The 13,877-nt window shown below is 45.1% G+C and carries 11 protein-coding genes; 6 read left to right on the top strand and 5 right to left on the bottom strand.

Annotated elements, in window-relative coordinates; translation table 11 throughout:
- Positions 1 to 16 precede the first annotated feature (16 nt).
- The 5 genes from IM496_RS00660 (at position 17) to IM496_RS00640 (ending at position 6,547) form a co-directional block, all read left to right on the top strand.
- Complete coding sequence (locus tag IM496_RS00660; RefSeq protein WP_287660947.1) at positions 17 to 1,156, top strand: DegT/DnrJ/EryC1/StrS family aminotransferase; 1,140 nt, start codon at positions 17 to 19, stop codon at positions 1,154 to 1,156.
- A 37-nt stretch (positions 1,157 to 1,193) separates the two neighbouring features.
- Positions 1,194 to 2,099 carry a cyanoexosortase B gene (gene crtB / locus IM496_RS00655; RefSeq protein ID WP_194014310.1) on the top strand — a complete coding sequence of 302 codons (906 nt, stop codon included), beginning with the start codon at positions 1,194 to 1,196 and terminating at the stop codon, positions 2,097 to 2,099.
- Complete coding sequence (locus IM496_RS00650) at positions 2,092 to 2,838, top strand: cyanoexosortase B system-associated protein (protein WP_104397067.1); 747 nt, start codon at positions 2,092 to 2,094, stop codon at positions 2,836 to 2,838. The genes crtB and IM496_RS00650 overlap by 8 nt, the downstream gene beginning before the upstream one ends.
- A 154-nt stretch (positions 2,839 to 2,992) precedes the next feature.
- The gene (locus IM496_RS00645; protein ID WP_194014330.1) at positions 2,993 to 4,207 is read left to right on the top strand and encodes a polysaccharide biosynthesis/export family protein; all 1,215 of its coding nucleotides are present in this window, start codon (positions 2,993 to 2,995) and stop codon (positions 4,205 to 4,207) included.
- A gap of 117 nt (positions 4,208 to 4,324) precedes the next feature.
- The gene (locus IM496_RS00640) at positions 4,325 to 6,547 is read left to right on the top strand and encodes a GumC family protein (RefSeq protein WP_194014312.1); all 2,223 of its coding nucleotides are present in this window, start codon (positions 4,325 to 4,327) and stop codon (positions 6,545 to 6,547) included.
- Positions 6,548 to 6,553: 6 nt separating this feature from the next.
- On the opposite strand, the gene IM496_RS00635 is transcribed toward IM496_RS00640, so the two are convergent.
- The 5 genes from IM496_RS00635 to IM496_RS00615 form a co-directional block, all read right to left on the bottom strand.
- Positions 6,554 to 8,002, bottom strand: a complete 1,449-nt coding sequence (locus tag IM496_RS00635; protein WP_287660945.1) for a family 10 glycosylhydrolase — start codon at positions 8,000 to 8,002, stop codon at positions 6,554 to 6,556.
- Positions 8,003 to 8,020: 18 nt separating this feature from the next.
- Positions 8,021 to 8,911 (bottom strand): hypothetical protein, encoded by an 891-nt coding sequence (locus IM496_RS00630; RefSeq protein ID WP_194014316.1) that lies wholly within the window; start codon positions 8,909 to 8,911, stop codon positions 8,021 to 8,023.
- A 191-nt stretch (positions 8,912 to 9,102) separates the two neighbouring features.
- Positions 9,103 to 10,467, bottom strand: a complete 1,365-nt coding sequence (locus IM496_RS00625; protein WP_287660944.1) for a DUF3370 domain-containing protein — start codon at positions 10,465 to 10,467, stop codon at positions 9,103 to 9,105.
- Between the two features lie 247 nt (positions 10,468 to 10,714).
- Positions 10,715 to 11,164: a YlqD family protein gene (locus tag IM496_RS00620; protein WP_002740554.1), complete on the bottom strand. Its 450-nt coding sequence runs from the start codon at positions 11,162 to 11,164 to the stop codon at positions 10,715 to 10,717.
- Between the two features lie 61 nt (positions 11,165 to 11,225).
- A complete protein-coding gene (locus IM496_RS00615) occupies positions 11,226 to 13,145 on the bottom strand; it encodes a long-chain fatty acid--CoA ligase (RefSeq protein ID WP_194014320.1) in 1,920 nt (639 codons plus the stop codon).
- Between the two features lie 290 nt (positions 13,146 to 13,435).
- On the opposite strand from IM496_RS00615, the gene IM496_RS00610 reads away from it, so the two are divergent.
- Positions 13,436 to 13,877 (top strand): Uma2 family endonuclease (locus tag IM496_RS00610; protein ID WP_287660942.1); only part of this gene is annotated, 442 nt, incomplete at its 3' end.

The raw sequence follows: 13,877 nt of genomic DNA, 5'->3' as shown, positions 1-13,877 counted from the left end.
CCTAAACAAGCAATAGATGAATTCCCATTTAATTAAAGTTCCCTTTGTCGATTTAACTTGGCAAAATCAGCCCCTACAAGCAAAAATTACCGAGGCAATCCAAACAGTTATCGACCGAGGAGATTTTGTTTTAGGCCAAGCTTTAGCCGAATTTGAAACCGCCTTTGCCCAAGCTTGCGGAGTCGAGTATGCTGTGGGAGTAGCTTCTGGCACTGCTGCTCTTGCCCTGGCTTTACAAGCTTACGGCATCGGTGCCGGGGATGAAGTGCTAGTCCCCGCTAATACCTTTGTCGCCACCCTCATGGGTGTTATTCAAGCGGGAGCTAAACCAGTTTTAGTTGATTGTCACCTCGATACGGCCTTAATTGACCTCGCGGCGGCCGCCCAAAAAATTACCCCCAACACCCGCGCCATTCTCCCAGTACACCTGTACGGACAGATGGTATCACCCCAACAATTACAGGATTTTGCCCGCAGCTATAATCTGATTATCCTTGAAGATGCGGCCCAGGCCCATTTAGCCAGTAGAGAAGGTTATCGCGCCGGCAGCATCGGTGTGGCGGCGGGGTTTAGTTTTTATCCCAGTAAAAATTTAGGCGCTTTTGGCAATGGCGGAATGTTAGTGAGCAATGATCCTGAAATTAGCCAAAAAGCCCGCAGTTTAAGAAATTATGGCGCACCGAGCAAGTATTTTCACACTGATATCGGCACTAACAGCCGTTTAGACAGCATACAAGCCGCCATTTTAAACGTTAAATTACCCCATCTGGAAGGCTGGAATCAGGCCCGTCAGCGAGCGGCAAGACAATATGATCAGCTTTTGGCTCCTTTAGCCGATAAGGGCATTTTACCCATAAGAGACGAAACCAAAACCAGTCATGTCTATCATCTCTACGTTATTCGCATCCTTGCCCATTGTCCGGTTGATCGCCAACAACTACAAGAACAATTAACTGCCGTCGGTATTCAAACCGGCATTCATTATCCGATTCCTTGTCATCTGCAACCGGCCTATCGCTACCTGGGTTATCAACAGGGAGACTTTCCTAATTCAGAGATTCTCTGTGAAGAAATTGTCTCTCTCCCCATGTACCCTGGTATCAGCGAGGGGCAAATTGAAACCGTTGTTGAACAAATCACTGCGATCATCGGGTAACATAAATTCAGAATTTGTCACTAAATCGCTCTGTCCTATGGGTATTAGTCCTTCCCTATCGCCCGTCTCCCACAAAAATCGGCAATCTTGGCTGATGATCGGTTTCTTGGCGGTTATCTATGGTCCGGTGATCTTTCACTGGTACGATGGTTGGCTGAATAAATCGATCAGCACCGAACACGAATACTTTAGCCACGGCTTGATCGGCCTTCCCTACGCCGCCTATATTGTCTGGCAGAATCGCAAAAAATGGCAACGCCTCGAAGATCGCTCCCACCCCCTCGGAGCGTTTTTGTTAACCCTAGGAGCGATTTTTTATCTCCTCGGCTCCTCCCTTTGGGTTAGTATGTCTTTCCCGATTATGTTAGCGGGAATCTGTCTCTGGTTAAAAGGAAAGGAAGGTTTTAAATTACAGGGATTTCCCCTACTTTTAACGGCTTTAGCGACTCCTAATCCTATCCCCTACCTGATTACTCCCTATACCTTACCCCTGCAGATTTTTATTGCTGCTTGCGCTGGTTTTATTCTCCAGCAAGCAGGCCTAGATGTCTCCGTTGACGGCGTTTATGTAGCGGTAGAAGGTCGGATGGTGGAAGTCGCTCCCTACTGTGCCGGGCTGAAAATGTTATTCACCAGTCTCTACGTCACGCTGCTGCTGCTCCATTGGACTGATACCATCGAAAACGGTCGTAAAACCCGCTTTATGCTTCTCAGTGCCTTTGGAATTAGTATCGGGGCTAATATCATTCGTAACGCGCTTTTAGCTTGGTTTCACGGCACAGGACAGGAGGAAAACTTTAAATTACTCCACGATGGCTGGGGGGGCGATTTATACTCCGTCTTTATGTTATTACTCATCCTTTTGGTCTTCCAAATCATGCAGTATCGCGAGGTAGTCAGGAAACAGTCCCCGGCTCAAGAGGAAGTTAACCAGGATGATTAGTCGAAAAATTCCGGCCGAGGTAAGTTTAGTGTTAGATAAAATCAAAAAAAAGCTACCAGGTAATTATTTACTGCTGTTGTGCTTGCTGCTGATTTTGATTTTAGGGGGTATCTTACCCAATTTAATTTCTGGCCAGTGGTCTTGGCTGGATCAAGCGAGAATCGGTAATATTCAGAAAATGCGAGCCCTACAAGAATCGGGAATCAAGTTCTCTGCCCTGAAAACCACGGACCAGAGCCAGGGTGAAATCGGTGAGGGAAAATGGTCGATACAAGTGGTGGAAAGTCCTGATGGCAAGAGGATAACCGTGCTTTTGAAGCCACAGATTTACTATAAAAATCAACCGGGGTTAGAATGGTCGGATATCGGTTCTATTAGTCGTTGGAATCAGGGGGAAACAACCGAGCTATCAATTCCCACCCAGTCAGGAGGAAAGGCCACGGCCAGATTCTATCGGGCTTGGACACAAAACACCTTTGCCGTGGTGCAATGGTATGCTTGGCTAGGTGGTGGTCATTACGATCCCTCTGTTTGGTATTGGCTTGACCAATGGGCGCAATTAAAAAGACAAAGAGTACCCTGGATAGCCGTTTCCTTGATGATTCCCTTAGACCCGATGAAAGAACTGCAAACTCTCACCCCCTTTGCTCTCAATCTCGCCACGGAAGTGCAGAGTTACTTAGAACAAAATGTCTTAAGTCAATTAACTTCCGTGCCTCAGAGCAAAAAAGAAAAGTAATTTTTCTGCTGCTAACCATCTCTTTGAAAAAACTAGCTCAAGGCACTTTTGTAGCCATTAATAGCTGCTTTGTTCCTCTCCCACTAGATAACTCCCAGAAAATAAATTATCATCGTCAGAACCCAAAAATTGATCAATCTCTATGATTCCACCAATGCTCAACAAGTTTTTGCCAGTTAGTTTCTTCAGAACTGGGGCTATAGCCTTATCGGGGTTGAGTCTGACAGGGTTCTTATGGGTAATTGACTCTAAGGGCCTCAAGGCCCAGGGTCCTTTGTCCATACCCCAGACTCAACCCGGAACTGGGTTAGAATTTTTGCCCCCCGAACCGCCTAATCCCACCTTTCCTGAAAACACGATTCCCCCCGCTGGCTACAGTCCTCCGGTTTACTCTCCCAATAATTCCCAATCCCGACAAATTCAGACCTATCGACTCGATATCGGCGATCAAATTACTGTCTCGGTTCCCGATTTTCCCGAATTTAATTCCTCGGGGCCAGTGGATCCCGATGGGAATTTTCTGGTGCCGATTTTAGGCCGTATTCCGGTACTCGGCTTGACTTTAGACGAAGTGCAAACTAAAATCCGCCTCGAATTGGGGCGAAAATACTTGCGGGAGGAACCGGAAGTCATTGCTGTTTTAACCACTGCCCGTCCCGTCCAGTTGACCATTCTGGGAGAGGTACAGCGACCGGGGTTTTATAGTATCGCTCCTAATACTTCCCTAGCACAGGTAATTTTGGCAGCGGGTGGTGGCACTCCCAGAGCCGATCTGCGTTCGATCCTTGTCCGTCGGGTTTTAGTCGATGGTACAGTGTTAGAGGAGAAACTTGACCTTTATACTCCCTTGATTAAGGGGGAACGCTTGCCAGATATGCGTCTGCAAGGAGGTGATGCCGTTATTGTTTCCAAGTTAGAAGTAGGCCAGGAAACGGGATATAATCGCACCCTAGTGGCTAAAACCACCCTCGCCCAGCAGAATATCACCATCAGGGTTTTAGCTCCCTCAATTCCTTCGGGAATTTCCCTGAGAAATGTTTCGATTCCTAATGGCAGTACCTTCCTCGATGTGGTGGCTAGTTTACCGGTTTCTGATCGTCTGCGGATTAATGTCAATGAAGTGTCCCTGCTACGTTTTGACAGTGTCAAAGGGGGAATTGTTAGTCAAACTTTGAGTCCGATAGCGGCAGTTAGGGGAGACATCTCCCAAAATGTTCCCTTAGAAGATCAGGACGTAATTATCGTCACCCGCACCCTATTGGGGGAAATTTTCGCCGCTTTTAATATTATTACCCAACCCATCCGGGATATTTCCAGTTTTACCAATACAATTCTCGACATTAGCAATCAATTCAATAACTTCCGATAATTGACGGGCAACTCGCTCGTCTCACTCCTTAACACAACTTCATAAGCTAGGATTTCAAGGCCGAGAATAACTCTTGACCGCTAGAATGTAAAAAATCTGGGAATATATTAAAAAGCTATGGCTGCACCAATTGTTAAACGATTTCTCATCTCGCTAGATCAGAACAAATTTGTCGGAATATTTGTCTTCCTCGTCTGTTTAGGTGGTTCTGCGATCTTTGCTCTTCTCCCCGATCCGGAGAAACCTCCCACCTTTTATCGGGCAGTGGGACAACTGGCCTATCGGGTGCCGCCGCCGGCTTTTACCAGTACGGGAACCCAACTGCAAGAACAGGGGCGGGCTATCGATCGCGATTTACTGCTATCTCCCCGGGTATTGATCAATACAGCCAAAAAATTGCAATTTAATCAAGAACAGATCGTTAAAATTCGCGATCAAGATTTAAAAATTACCTTCCCCGGTGAAGCGGAGGCACAAAACAATAATGTCAATCGGCCTACAACAACCGACCAACCCCAAGAGGTGCTTTTAGAGTTAACGGCCGACTCCCAGGCCAAGGCGGAGTTAATTCTCGAAACCTTGATGAGGGAAATGGTGGAATACAGCCGCTGGCTGAATACTTCCCAGTTACGCGCCCGCATAGAAGCTCTCGGTGTCCGGCTTAACGAAGTCCAAAAAGATTTAACTAGAGCCGAAGAAAAGTTTTATCGCTACATTAGTACCCAGGGTTCAGATTTACTGGCCATTCAAGATGGCAGTTTATTCGCCGCTATCACCAGTAGTCAACAGCAACAGCGAGAAATTCGCCTAGCACTGCAAGGTATTCAAGGACAAATTGATAGTCTGAGTAAACAACTCGATTTAACCCCCGATCAGGCTTACACATCCTCGGCCCTTAGTGCCGACCCGATTATTGCCAGTATCCGAGCGCAGATCTTGGACACAGAAGCCCAATTGGAGCGACTAGAGAAGGATTTACGTCCTGAACATCCCACCGTAGTTAAATTACGTAAACAACAGGAAGTTAACGAGTCTCTCTTACAAAAAAGAGCCACCGAGGTGATCGGAAAAGATGGTGTCCTGACCGCTCTTCCCAGCAATCGCATCCGTCAGCAAAGTAATCTCGATGCCGCCCGCCAACAACTAGCGGGTCAATTAGTCGCCCTGCAAACTCAGCGCGAGGGTTTAATGAAACAATTAGAATCCTTAGTGACTCAGGAACAGCAATTGCGCTCCCAATACGAGAGATTCCCCGATAAACAGCTACAGCAAGCTCGTTTAACCCAAGCCGTCGCCTTTCAACGGGGTATCTACGAGAATATTCTCAATTCTCTGGTGGATGCTCAGGCCGCAGAAGCGGAAACCGTGGGTAGTCTCACCGTCGCCCAACCGCCAGTTGCTGAACCGATCGAACAGGTGTTTAACCGCAAGAATCGTACCTTGATTCTCTTGGCGGGTGCTGGTTTGGGAACCTTAGCAGGATTGGGTACAATCCTGCTGTTAGCAGTGATCGACGATCGCCTGCACAGTCCGCAAGAATTGCGGGAAGCTTTGATTAGTCGGGATATACTCCTCTTGGGACAATTGCCGATTGTCCGGAATTTAGAGGGCGAGGAAATCGAGCCGATTCTCGTCGATGCTGATGCCAATTATCTCCCCTACTACGAACGTTTACGCAGTACCCTGCGACGCATTGGCAGCAGCGAAACGGTGAAAGTGGTTGTTATCACCAGTATTACTGGCGAAGAAGGTAAAACCGCCACTGCCTACAATCTGGCGATCGCTGCTGCTTTAGCGGGGCGACGGACTCTGTTAGTAGAAGGAGATCTGAGAAGTCTTTCCAAAGCCGACAAAATCGGAGTCATTCCCGATCCTAATTCTTTCTCAGAACCCCTACTGTACTACGGGGCAAAAAGTAAATCGATCCGTCTGGCCCCAAATATTGAAAACCTTTCCATTTTGCCTAGTCCCGGTCCGCAAAAACAGGCGGCAGCTATCATTGAATCGAGTGAATTACAATTAATTCTCAAAGATTCTCGCGGCCGTTTCGATCTGGTGATTGTCGATACTCCTTCCCTGTCTAGCTGTAATGATGCGCTGCTCTTAGAAGAACTAGCGGACGGGATTATTCTGGTAACGCGCCCGGCCATAACTCGTTCTAGTCTCTTGAGTGAAGCAACGGATCAGTTAATAGAAGCGGAAGTGAAAATTTTAGGGGCGGTGATTAACTACGTCGATATGACAATGACTCTCAAAACCGCCGAACCAGAACTGCCAGCTTTGATAGTTCCCTCAACACAGGGACAAACAGAGGTGCAGGAAGTGAAAGTGGAGGTGTAAACGCGGTTACATTTGACAAAATCTTCTGGCTCGATCGAATTGTGGTTCTTGCCAAGAAAAAGCAAAATGACTGATACTATCTATGGTGGGAAAAGCGATGCGAATCGCTTCCATTTGCACTTCTAAGGAGGGGCGATTGTTATAGGGTTGTCCCCATAAACCCGCTAAAGCTGGGATAACAGGAGTTTGATTTCCCCTGCTTGCCACTACTCTTTTGATCTGATTAACTACACAGGTAGTATCGTTACAATTAGCGTAGGACATGGGATGCCATTCTAGGGAAGCGGGAAAACTATCCCAAGCTTGTAAACGAGAATCAAAACCTTGATTACCCACAAGACGATTTCCATCGGGAAAAAACACTGCTCCGGCGGGAATTCCTTGACGTTCCACCAGGGCAGAAAAATAACTAATATAATCAATGACACCCTGGGCAGCATGGGCAACCGCTAGGAACCAAAGTTCTAATTTGAGGCGATCAAAACGACTTTTAACTGATTGTTTCATCTCCTCTTCTAAAGGTATTCTTCCTTGCCAAAGAGGGGCAGTTTCTTGGGGATAAAGGCGATCGGCTTCGACGATATCATCAGGGGAAATTGTGCCACGAGTCAGATAGCGATCGATTAAAAATTTGCCCTTATTATTCAATCCTCGATTAATTAAAGCTTGTCGAGATGCGGGACTAAAAATCCATAAATCTTTGACATCATCGGCAACGGAATCGACTCCTGTTCCTCTGGGATAGCGAATATAATCAAATAAAACTCCATCGGGACGACGTTGTAAAATGGCTTCTAGGAGAATTAAATAATCCTGTCGCGCTTGATTACTGTAGGGATCGACAAAAGTTTGGGATTGATCATCGACAAAAGAGGTGCTATCTTGTCCTTTACCATTGCGTGCTAACACCTCCTGTCGATAGGGTTTTAAGCTATAAGCATAGCCAAAATTGAGGCTAAATAACCAAGCATAAACCTTTAAACCGCGTTTATGTCCCTGTTTGATCGCCTGTGCTAATAAATCCACATTTCCAGCACTGGGATTTTTAATGACGCTATCCCAAACGCTGGGGTTATTGTTAGGAGGTAATAGGACTTGACCATCGGCAAAAACTTCCAGATAAACCGTATTATAACCTTTGGCCACGATGCGATCGAGGATACTTTCGATCGATCCTGGACGGGTATCACAGGAGTAGAGACGTAACCAGATCGCTTGTTCCTGTAACCAGTGTCGGGACCGACAAAAGCGCAATTGTTCAGCATATTTCTGTACTAAAATGTTATATTCTTGGGGCGAGGTTTGACGCAGATTTTCTTGTTGTTGGATTTCTGATTCGGACAGTTGACAATTATCATTGATAGCGAGGCTAGAGTTAATCCCTAGAGGACTACTCCAGAGGATTGTAGCGAGGAAACAAGATAGCGATCGCAGATAATTAACTTTCTTTAACATAGTTGTTCACAGCGTTTGCTATTTTTTATTGTTTTTATTTTCAGATAAATAGCCATTTTTCAGGAGAAAAGCGCTTAGGGCAGTGGGAAAGTCTGGATATTTGCCGAGTGCCGTACTTTCGCCATGGATATCGAGACCCCAATCGGAGTTTTTATCGTAATTAGTGAGAAGAAATTGCCAAGCTTCTTCGTATTCTCCTAGTAGAATTTTCTGTGCCACATAACCGGCCAAAATGCCATTAACTTCGGCTTTTTCTTTTTTAGCTAACTGAAAAGCTTTCAGCATTGCTGCTAAAGTTTTTCTTAATTCTTGAGGATATTTTCTGGTGACATCTGCTAATTTACCCTGTTGAAAAGTATAAATTTTGGAGGGAGGAAAAGAGGCGGCGTAGGAACTAAAAGCATACAAAAAAGCATTATCAACGGTGACAAATTCATAATTATTATCTCCATCTAAATCTTCAAAGGAACCACCACTACCATCTAAAAACCCCGTTTCTTCTCTAATAAATTTATCTTTTTGCCAAGTATAGATTACCAAAGATGTGCAGCAATGAGCGCCGCCGCTATAGGTGGAGACGATAATCTCATCGATGCCATTATTATCTAAATCTCTTAATTCCACATAGCCAGATCCAAAGGCACTATACTCGCTATTTTGCTGATAAATTTGCTCGTTATAAAAGATTTGATAAGAAACATTATTAATATCAGAATTTTCATCAATTTTCTCGTTTAGGTCGATGGGTTGATAGCTAACTTGTACCTTAATTTTCCCCGATTTAATCACTTGATTTCTTAGGGGTTGACCGGTATCAAAATCGAGTTTAGTCACGGCTAAACTCGCAGCTGCATTGCCCAAAAATTGAGATAATAAGCAGCAAATAAAGCAAGTTTTGCTAATATCCATCGGCTAATTCCCAGAGAGAGATTAATATCAGTGTAAGTAGCTGGTTATAATTAAATTAAAAATGGATTTTAGGTTCGATCCCCCCTTAGTCCCCCCTTAATAAGGGGGGCATCTGAAAGTTTTTAATACCCACCTACTTATCTTACTTATTTTTACCGACAATCAGCCGTTAACTTTTCGAGAAAAACTATCTATTCCAAAGTTTTAACGCTCAAAACTTGGGGGGGTGTGGCATCGGGGGGATAGAGAAAATCGAGATTAATGTCGCGTCTGGCTCCGGGGGGAAGTTCCACCTGTACTAAAGCTTCTCCCTGTTGTCCTTCCCGTTGAACGAGATGGAAAAAACGTTCCTCGGTGCGTCCCAGGGCGTTACGATAGGTAACGCGCACTGCACCCCGGAAAAATACCGGTCCCTGGACGGGTTCAACAAATAGCAAGCGATCAAGATAATTGTCTTCTTTAATTGGGGTTTGAATACTCAAAGCCACCACCTGGGTTTTGCTGGTATTGTTATATAGAGGTAAAGTCAGATAGTAGTGAACACCGTAGTTACCGTGAGCTTTGAAAGCCGTATCGGGATAACGCACTAACATGGGGGCGCTTTGAATTTGTCTGGTTCCAAAAGTAGCCGATGTCACCGTACTTAAAGGATAGGCAAAAGCTTGACCGGGTTGAGGAATGGTGAGATTAATTCCCCCTTTGGGATCGACAATGCGGGTTGCCCATTCCGAACCCACAGAAATTCCAGCCACGCGACCATAAAAATTTCTTCTTCCGGGAGACCATTGATCGGGGGGAGTGGGGGGAAAATCGCGAGGAGCGGCTAAATCACCTCTAACTAATAGGGTACGCCATTCCTCTAGGGTAGGGGGACGAAAGCTTTCTATTTCCCGATCTTCGATTTTGACTTTTTGGGGAACTTCGTAGAGGGCTAAATTGGCCATATAGACCGGTCCATCGCTGTAGAGACGGAGGAGAGTCGAGCGGGCGCTACTTCTGGGGATAACTAGATCGAAGATCATCCGACTTTGGCCGGGGGGAATGACGATCTGGGTGGGAAATTGGGTATCATGGCGACGACGCATGATATCGCTGGCTAAACGGGAACCAGGACCGGAAAAAACTCGGCCGTTGGGATCTTCCACCAGAGAGGGTAAATCGACAAAAGGGGCATCGGCGGAGGTAACGTAACTGACTCCTTGCAGGATGCGGATAACGAGGTTTCTGGAGGTGGGATTAGTAACGATCAGGCCCTGGTGTAGGTCGCGGATGGGATCGGTTTGACGGGCGATGTGGTGGGTGAAAACGTCAAAACGTCCTTGTAGGGGATGATTGAGATGGGCTATGGGATAACGTTTTCCTTTACCGGGGAAAGTAGAAAGGAGAATTCCCTCTTTTTCTACCACTTCGGGACTATTGCTATTAAAAACTAGAACGTCATTTAGTTGACCGGGCAACTGACGCACTTCCTGATATTGGGTGATTAATTTCCTCTCTATCTGGGGCAGAACCGAGGCGGACTGAGCTAAAAGAATAGTGGGTAAGAAAGAAAGCATAGAGATTCCATATTTATAGGATCTAATTCAGGGTGAGTCGATGGAGAGCTGAAGTTATACGACAATATAAGCGAGTGTGTCCGGGCGATCGATAAAGAATCTTAATATATTTTTAAGGTCTGATCAAGTCCTGTCAGGGGTGATGTGAACTAGGGACGGTTTTCTGGGTGAGCAAGGGAGAATACCCCTTGCTATTGCCGATTTTAAGGGTTAAGTTGACAATGACCCGTAACTGCTCACCCTAGCTTTAAATTTCGCCGCGAATTTCTTCGACGATGCCATCTCTAAGGACGAGTTCCACATTCATTTTGGCCACTAAGTTATCGCCTTTTTCGACGCGGAAAAAGCTTTCTAGTTGTGCTTGGGCGACTTCTTGATTGAGTTCCAAGAGTTGTATCTGTTGCAGTTGTTGCAGATACTGGTTTTTTTGTTCGAGAAACTCACTTTTCTGTTGATTGACTTGGATTTGAATATTGTCAATCTGTTGGGCAGCCGCGGGGGGTAAGGGGATCAGACTCTGACGCTGAATTTCGGCGATCGCTCTTTGGCCTTGGCTTTCTAATTGTTGAATTTGTGCATCAATTTGCACCATTTGTGCTTGTAATTGCTGTTGTGCTTCTTCTTTCCAGCGGGGGGTCACGATGACTTTAATTGTCACCGGGCGCTTCAGTAATAAACTGGTTTGTGCGTCATCCATGATTTGCTTATCCTAAAAAGGTTTTTTTGTCAAGGGTTTAGGGAATATTTGCCAGAAATATTTACTTGGCAAACATCTCGTTAATCATATCGCGATAGCGTTGCGTTACTACCGGTCGTTTAATCTTTAAAGTTTGGGTCATCATGCCGTTTTCTAGGGAAAAAGGCTCTAAAATTAACTCAAAGGTTTTAATCTGGTCATCGGTACGATAACCGGGCCGATTTCTCACCTCGCGCTTTAATTCTTGTTGGTAGAGAGCTAAGACTTTTTTGCTGTAGAGATCGCTAGAAAGAATCGTTGAGCGATCGCTGTGAAGATCGGGTAAATTTAAGGATAGTTTCTGTTCTTGGGCCCAATTAGCCAGTATATCAAGATTAGGCACGATCAAAGCCCCCAAAGCTTTTTGATCCTGTCCCACTAGCATAATTTGGGAGATAAAGGGACTGCGTAAACAAGCATCTTCAATCGGTTGCGGTTCGATATTTTCACCATTGCTCAAAACAATTGTATCTTTGGCCCGTCCGGTTAAGACTAAATCCCCGGCAGCGGTTAACCAACCAATATCACCGCTATCAAACCAACCATCGGGAGAAATCGCTTTTTCGGTTGCTTCGGGTTTTTTATAGTATCCCTGCATCACCTGCGGACCACGAATCAAGACTAAACCGTGTTTTTCTGTGGGTAGGACTTCTTTGCTGTGTAAATCGACAATACAGATTTCTGTCTGAAAGACGGGACGACCGGCAGACCCGCGCAGGTTATGATCGATACGACGGACGGTAGCCACGGGAGAAGTTTCTGTCAGTCCATAACCAACTAAAATCGGGATTCCGGCAATCTCATAGAAAGTATCTAGATGTCTGGCTAAGGAACCACCGCCACTAACCAAGATTTTAACTTTATTTCCCACTGCTTGGCGAATTTTGCCATAAACTAGCTTATCACCGATGGCATGGAGGGGATAGAGTAAGAGGGATTGAATTCTTGCTTTTAGTCTTTCTCCGGGGGAAGCGTGAAGATGATCTAGACTGAGATTATCAGCGATGCGTTTAGCAATAACGTACTTTTCCGACTTTTCTAGCAAAAATCGCACTAATTTCTGTTTTGTGGTCGATTGTTCGCTAAATTGCTTTTGGATACCCTCGTAAAGAGATTCCCAAAGACGGGGAACTCCCACCATTAATTGCGGACTAAATTCCTTTAAATCCTGCTTAAAAGTGCGAATACTGGTATAAATCTGGGTGCAACCCTGAGCTAGACTGAAATACTCACAACTGCGCTCGTAGGAGTGCCATGAAGGTAGTATACTTAAAACTCGATCGCCTGGATCCGGTTGAAAGATAGCATTTAAGTTGCGTACCTGATGCAGCAGATTGCCATGACTTAACATCACCCCTTTTGGTTGTCCCGTCGTTCCCGATGTGTAGATGAGGGTAGCCAGATCATTTTCGCACTTGGTGATGGGTTTAAGGGTGTTCTCAGCCCCGATCGCCATTAGTTGCTTGAAATTTAAGGTCTGCACGGAAATCGCCCCAGTAGCGGGGTCTTCGTCGGTGAGCAGCACGATTAATTTTAGGGGCAATTCAGGGATTTTCGCCAGCAATTTGCCTAAAGTTTTGTTATTTTCGACAATCAGCGTCTGACTGTCACTATCGGCCAGAATATAGGCTAATTCCTCTGCATCTGCTTGAGCAGATCGTACCGCATTGGCGGCCCCGGCTGCCATGGAACCTTGGTCGGCAATAAACCACCGGGGACTATTATCGGCAAATAAAGCGACATTTTCAGTTTCTGTGACTCCTAATGCTTGTAAAGCGGCGGCAAATTGCTGAATTTGTTGATAAAGTTCCCGATAGGTGAGAATTACTTCCGGTTTACTGTGGGGATCGTGCAGGGCGATAATATCGGGGAAACGCTGGGCAACTATTGACCAAACTTCGGGTAAAGATTGAATATTTGAATAGTCAATTAGGGTTGTCATAGCAGTAGTTATAGAGAGTTACAAGGGTAATAGCATATAGATTAACCATTCTAGGCTCTTTTTGCTGGTTCTCCTAGACACTATTTCAACAGGTATCTAGTCCTGCAAAGTTAATTTCCTAGTTGAGACTGGGAGAGAGGAGACTTTTCGGTTATCGGTGAAAGGTGAACGGTAATCAGGGAATGTACTGTTACTTAATACTGCTTACTGATTACGGAAAAGGCTAACGGCTTAGATGTATAATTAATTTTGCTTAGGTACTTAATTAGTTGTAACTAGCAGAAAAAACGATGATTGCTTTATCTAACTATAATAATCTCACTCCAGAAGAATATCTTCAGTTTGAAGAAACCAGTCCCATTAAACATGAATATATCGATGGACAAGTTTACGCCATGGCAGGGACGACGGATACTCATAATATTGTTTCGGGGAATATATACACAATTATTCGTAATCATTTGCGGGGTGCCAATTGTCGGGTTTATTTTGCCGATGTGAAAGTCAGATTAGAGAAACGCAATCACTTTTATTATCCTGATATTCTTGTCACCTGCGATGACAGAGATAGGGAAACTGCTACCTACAAAAGTTTTCCTAAATTGATTATCGAAGTTCTCTCCGATTCTACAGAAGCTTTTGACAGGGGGGATAAATTTAATGATTATCAAACTCTAGAAAGTTTAGAGGAATATGTCTTAGTCAATAGTAAACACCAACGAGTAGAAACTT

This window comes from Microcystis sp. M049S2 (genome assembly GCF_020245625.1).
Lineage (GTDB): Bacteria > Cyanobacteriota > Cyanobacteriia > Cyanobacteriales > Microcystaceae > Microcystis > Microcystis ichthyoblabe_A.
This window is presented reverse-complemented; position numbering and strand designations above follow the sequence as displayed.

Coding starts and splice junctions, on each gene's coding strand:
- IM496_RS00645 (WP_194014330.1), top strand. CDS start 2,993: ATGCTCAACAAGTTTTTGCCAGTTAGTTTCTTCAGAACTGGGGCTATA.
- crtB (WP_194014310.1), top strand. CDS start 1,194: ATGGGTATTAGTCCTTCCCTATCGCCCGTCTCCCACAAAAATCGGCAA.
- IM496_RS00620 (WP_002740554.1), bottom strand. CDS start 11,164: ATGGATGACGCACAAACCAGTTTATTACTGAAGCGCCCGGTGACAATT.
- IM496_RS00640 (WP_194014312.1), top strand. CDS start 4,325: ATGGCTGCACCAATTGTTAAACGATTTCTCATCTCGCTAGATCAGAAC.
- IM496_RS00625 (WP_287660944.1), bottom strand. CDS start 10,467: ATGCTTTCTTTCTTACCCACTATTCTTTTAGCTCAGTCCGCCTCGGTT.
- IM496_RS00630 (WP_194014316.1), bottom strand. CDS start 8,911: ATGGATATTAGCAAAACTTGCTTTATTTGCTGCTTATTATCTCAATTT.
- IM496_RS00660 (WP_287660947.1), top strand. CDS start 17: ATGAATTCCCATTTAATTAAAGTTCCCTTTGTCGATTTAACTTGGCAA.
- IM496_RS00635 (WP_287660945.1), bottom strand. CDS start 8,002: ATGTTAAAGAAAGTTAATTATCTGCGATCGCTATCTTGTTTCCTCGCT.
- IM496_RS00650 (WP_104397067.1), top strand. CDS start 2,092: ATGATTAGTCGAAAAATTCCGGCCGAGGTAAGTTTAGTGTTAGATAAA.
- IM496_RS00615 (WP_194014320.1), bottom strand. CDS start 13,145: ATGACAACCCTAATTGACTATTCAAATATTCAATCTTTACCCGAAGTT.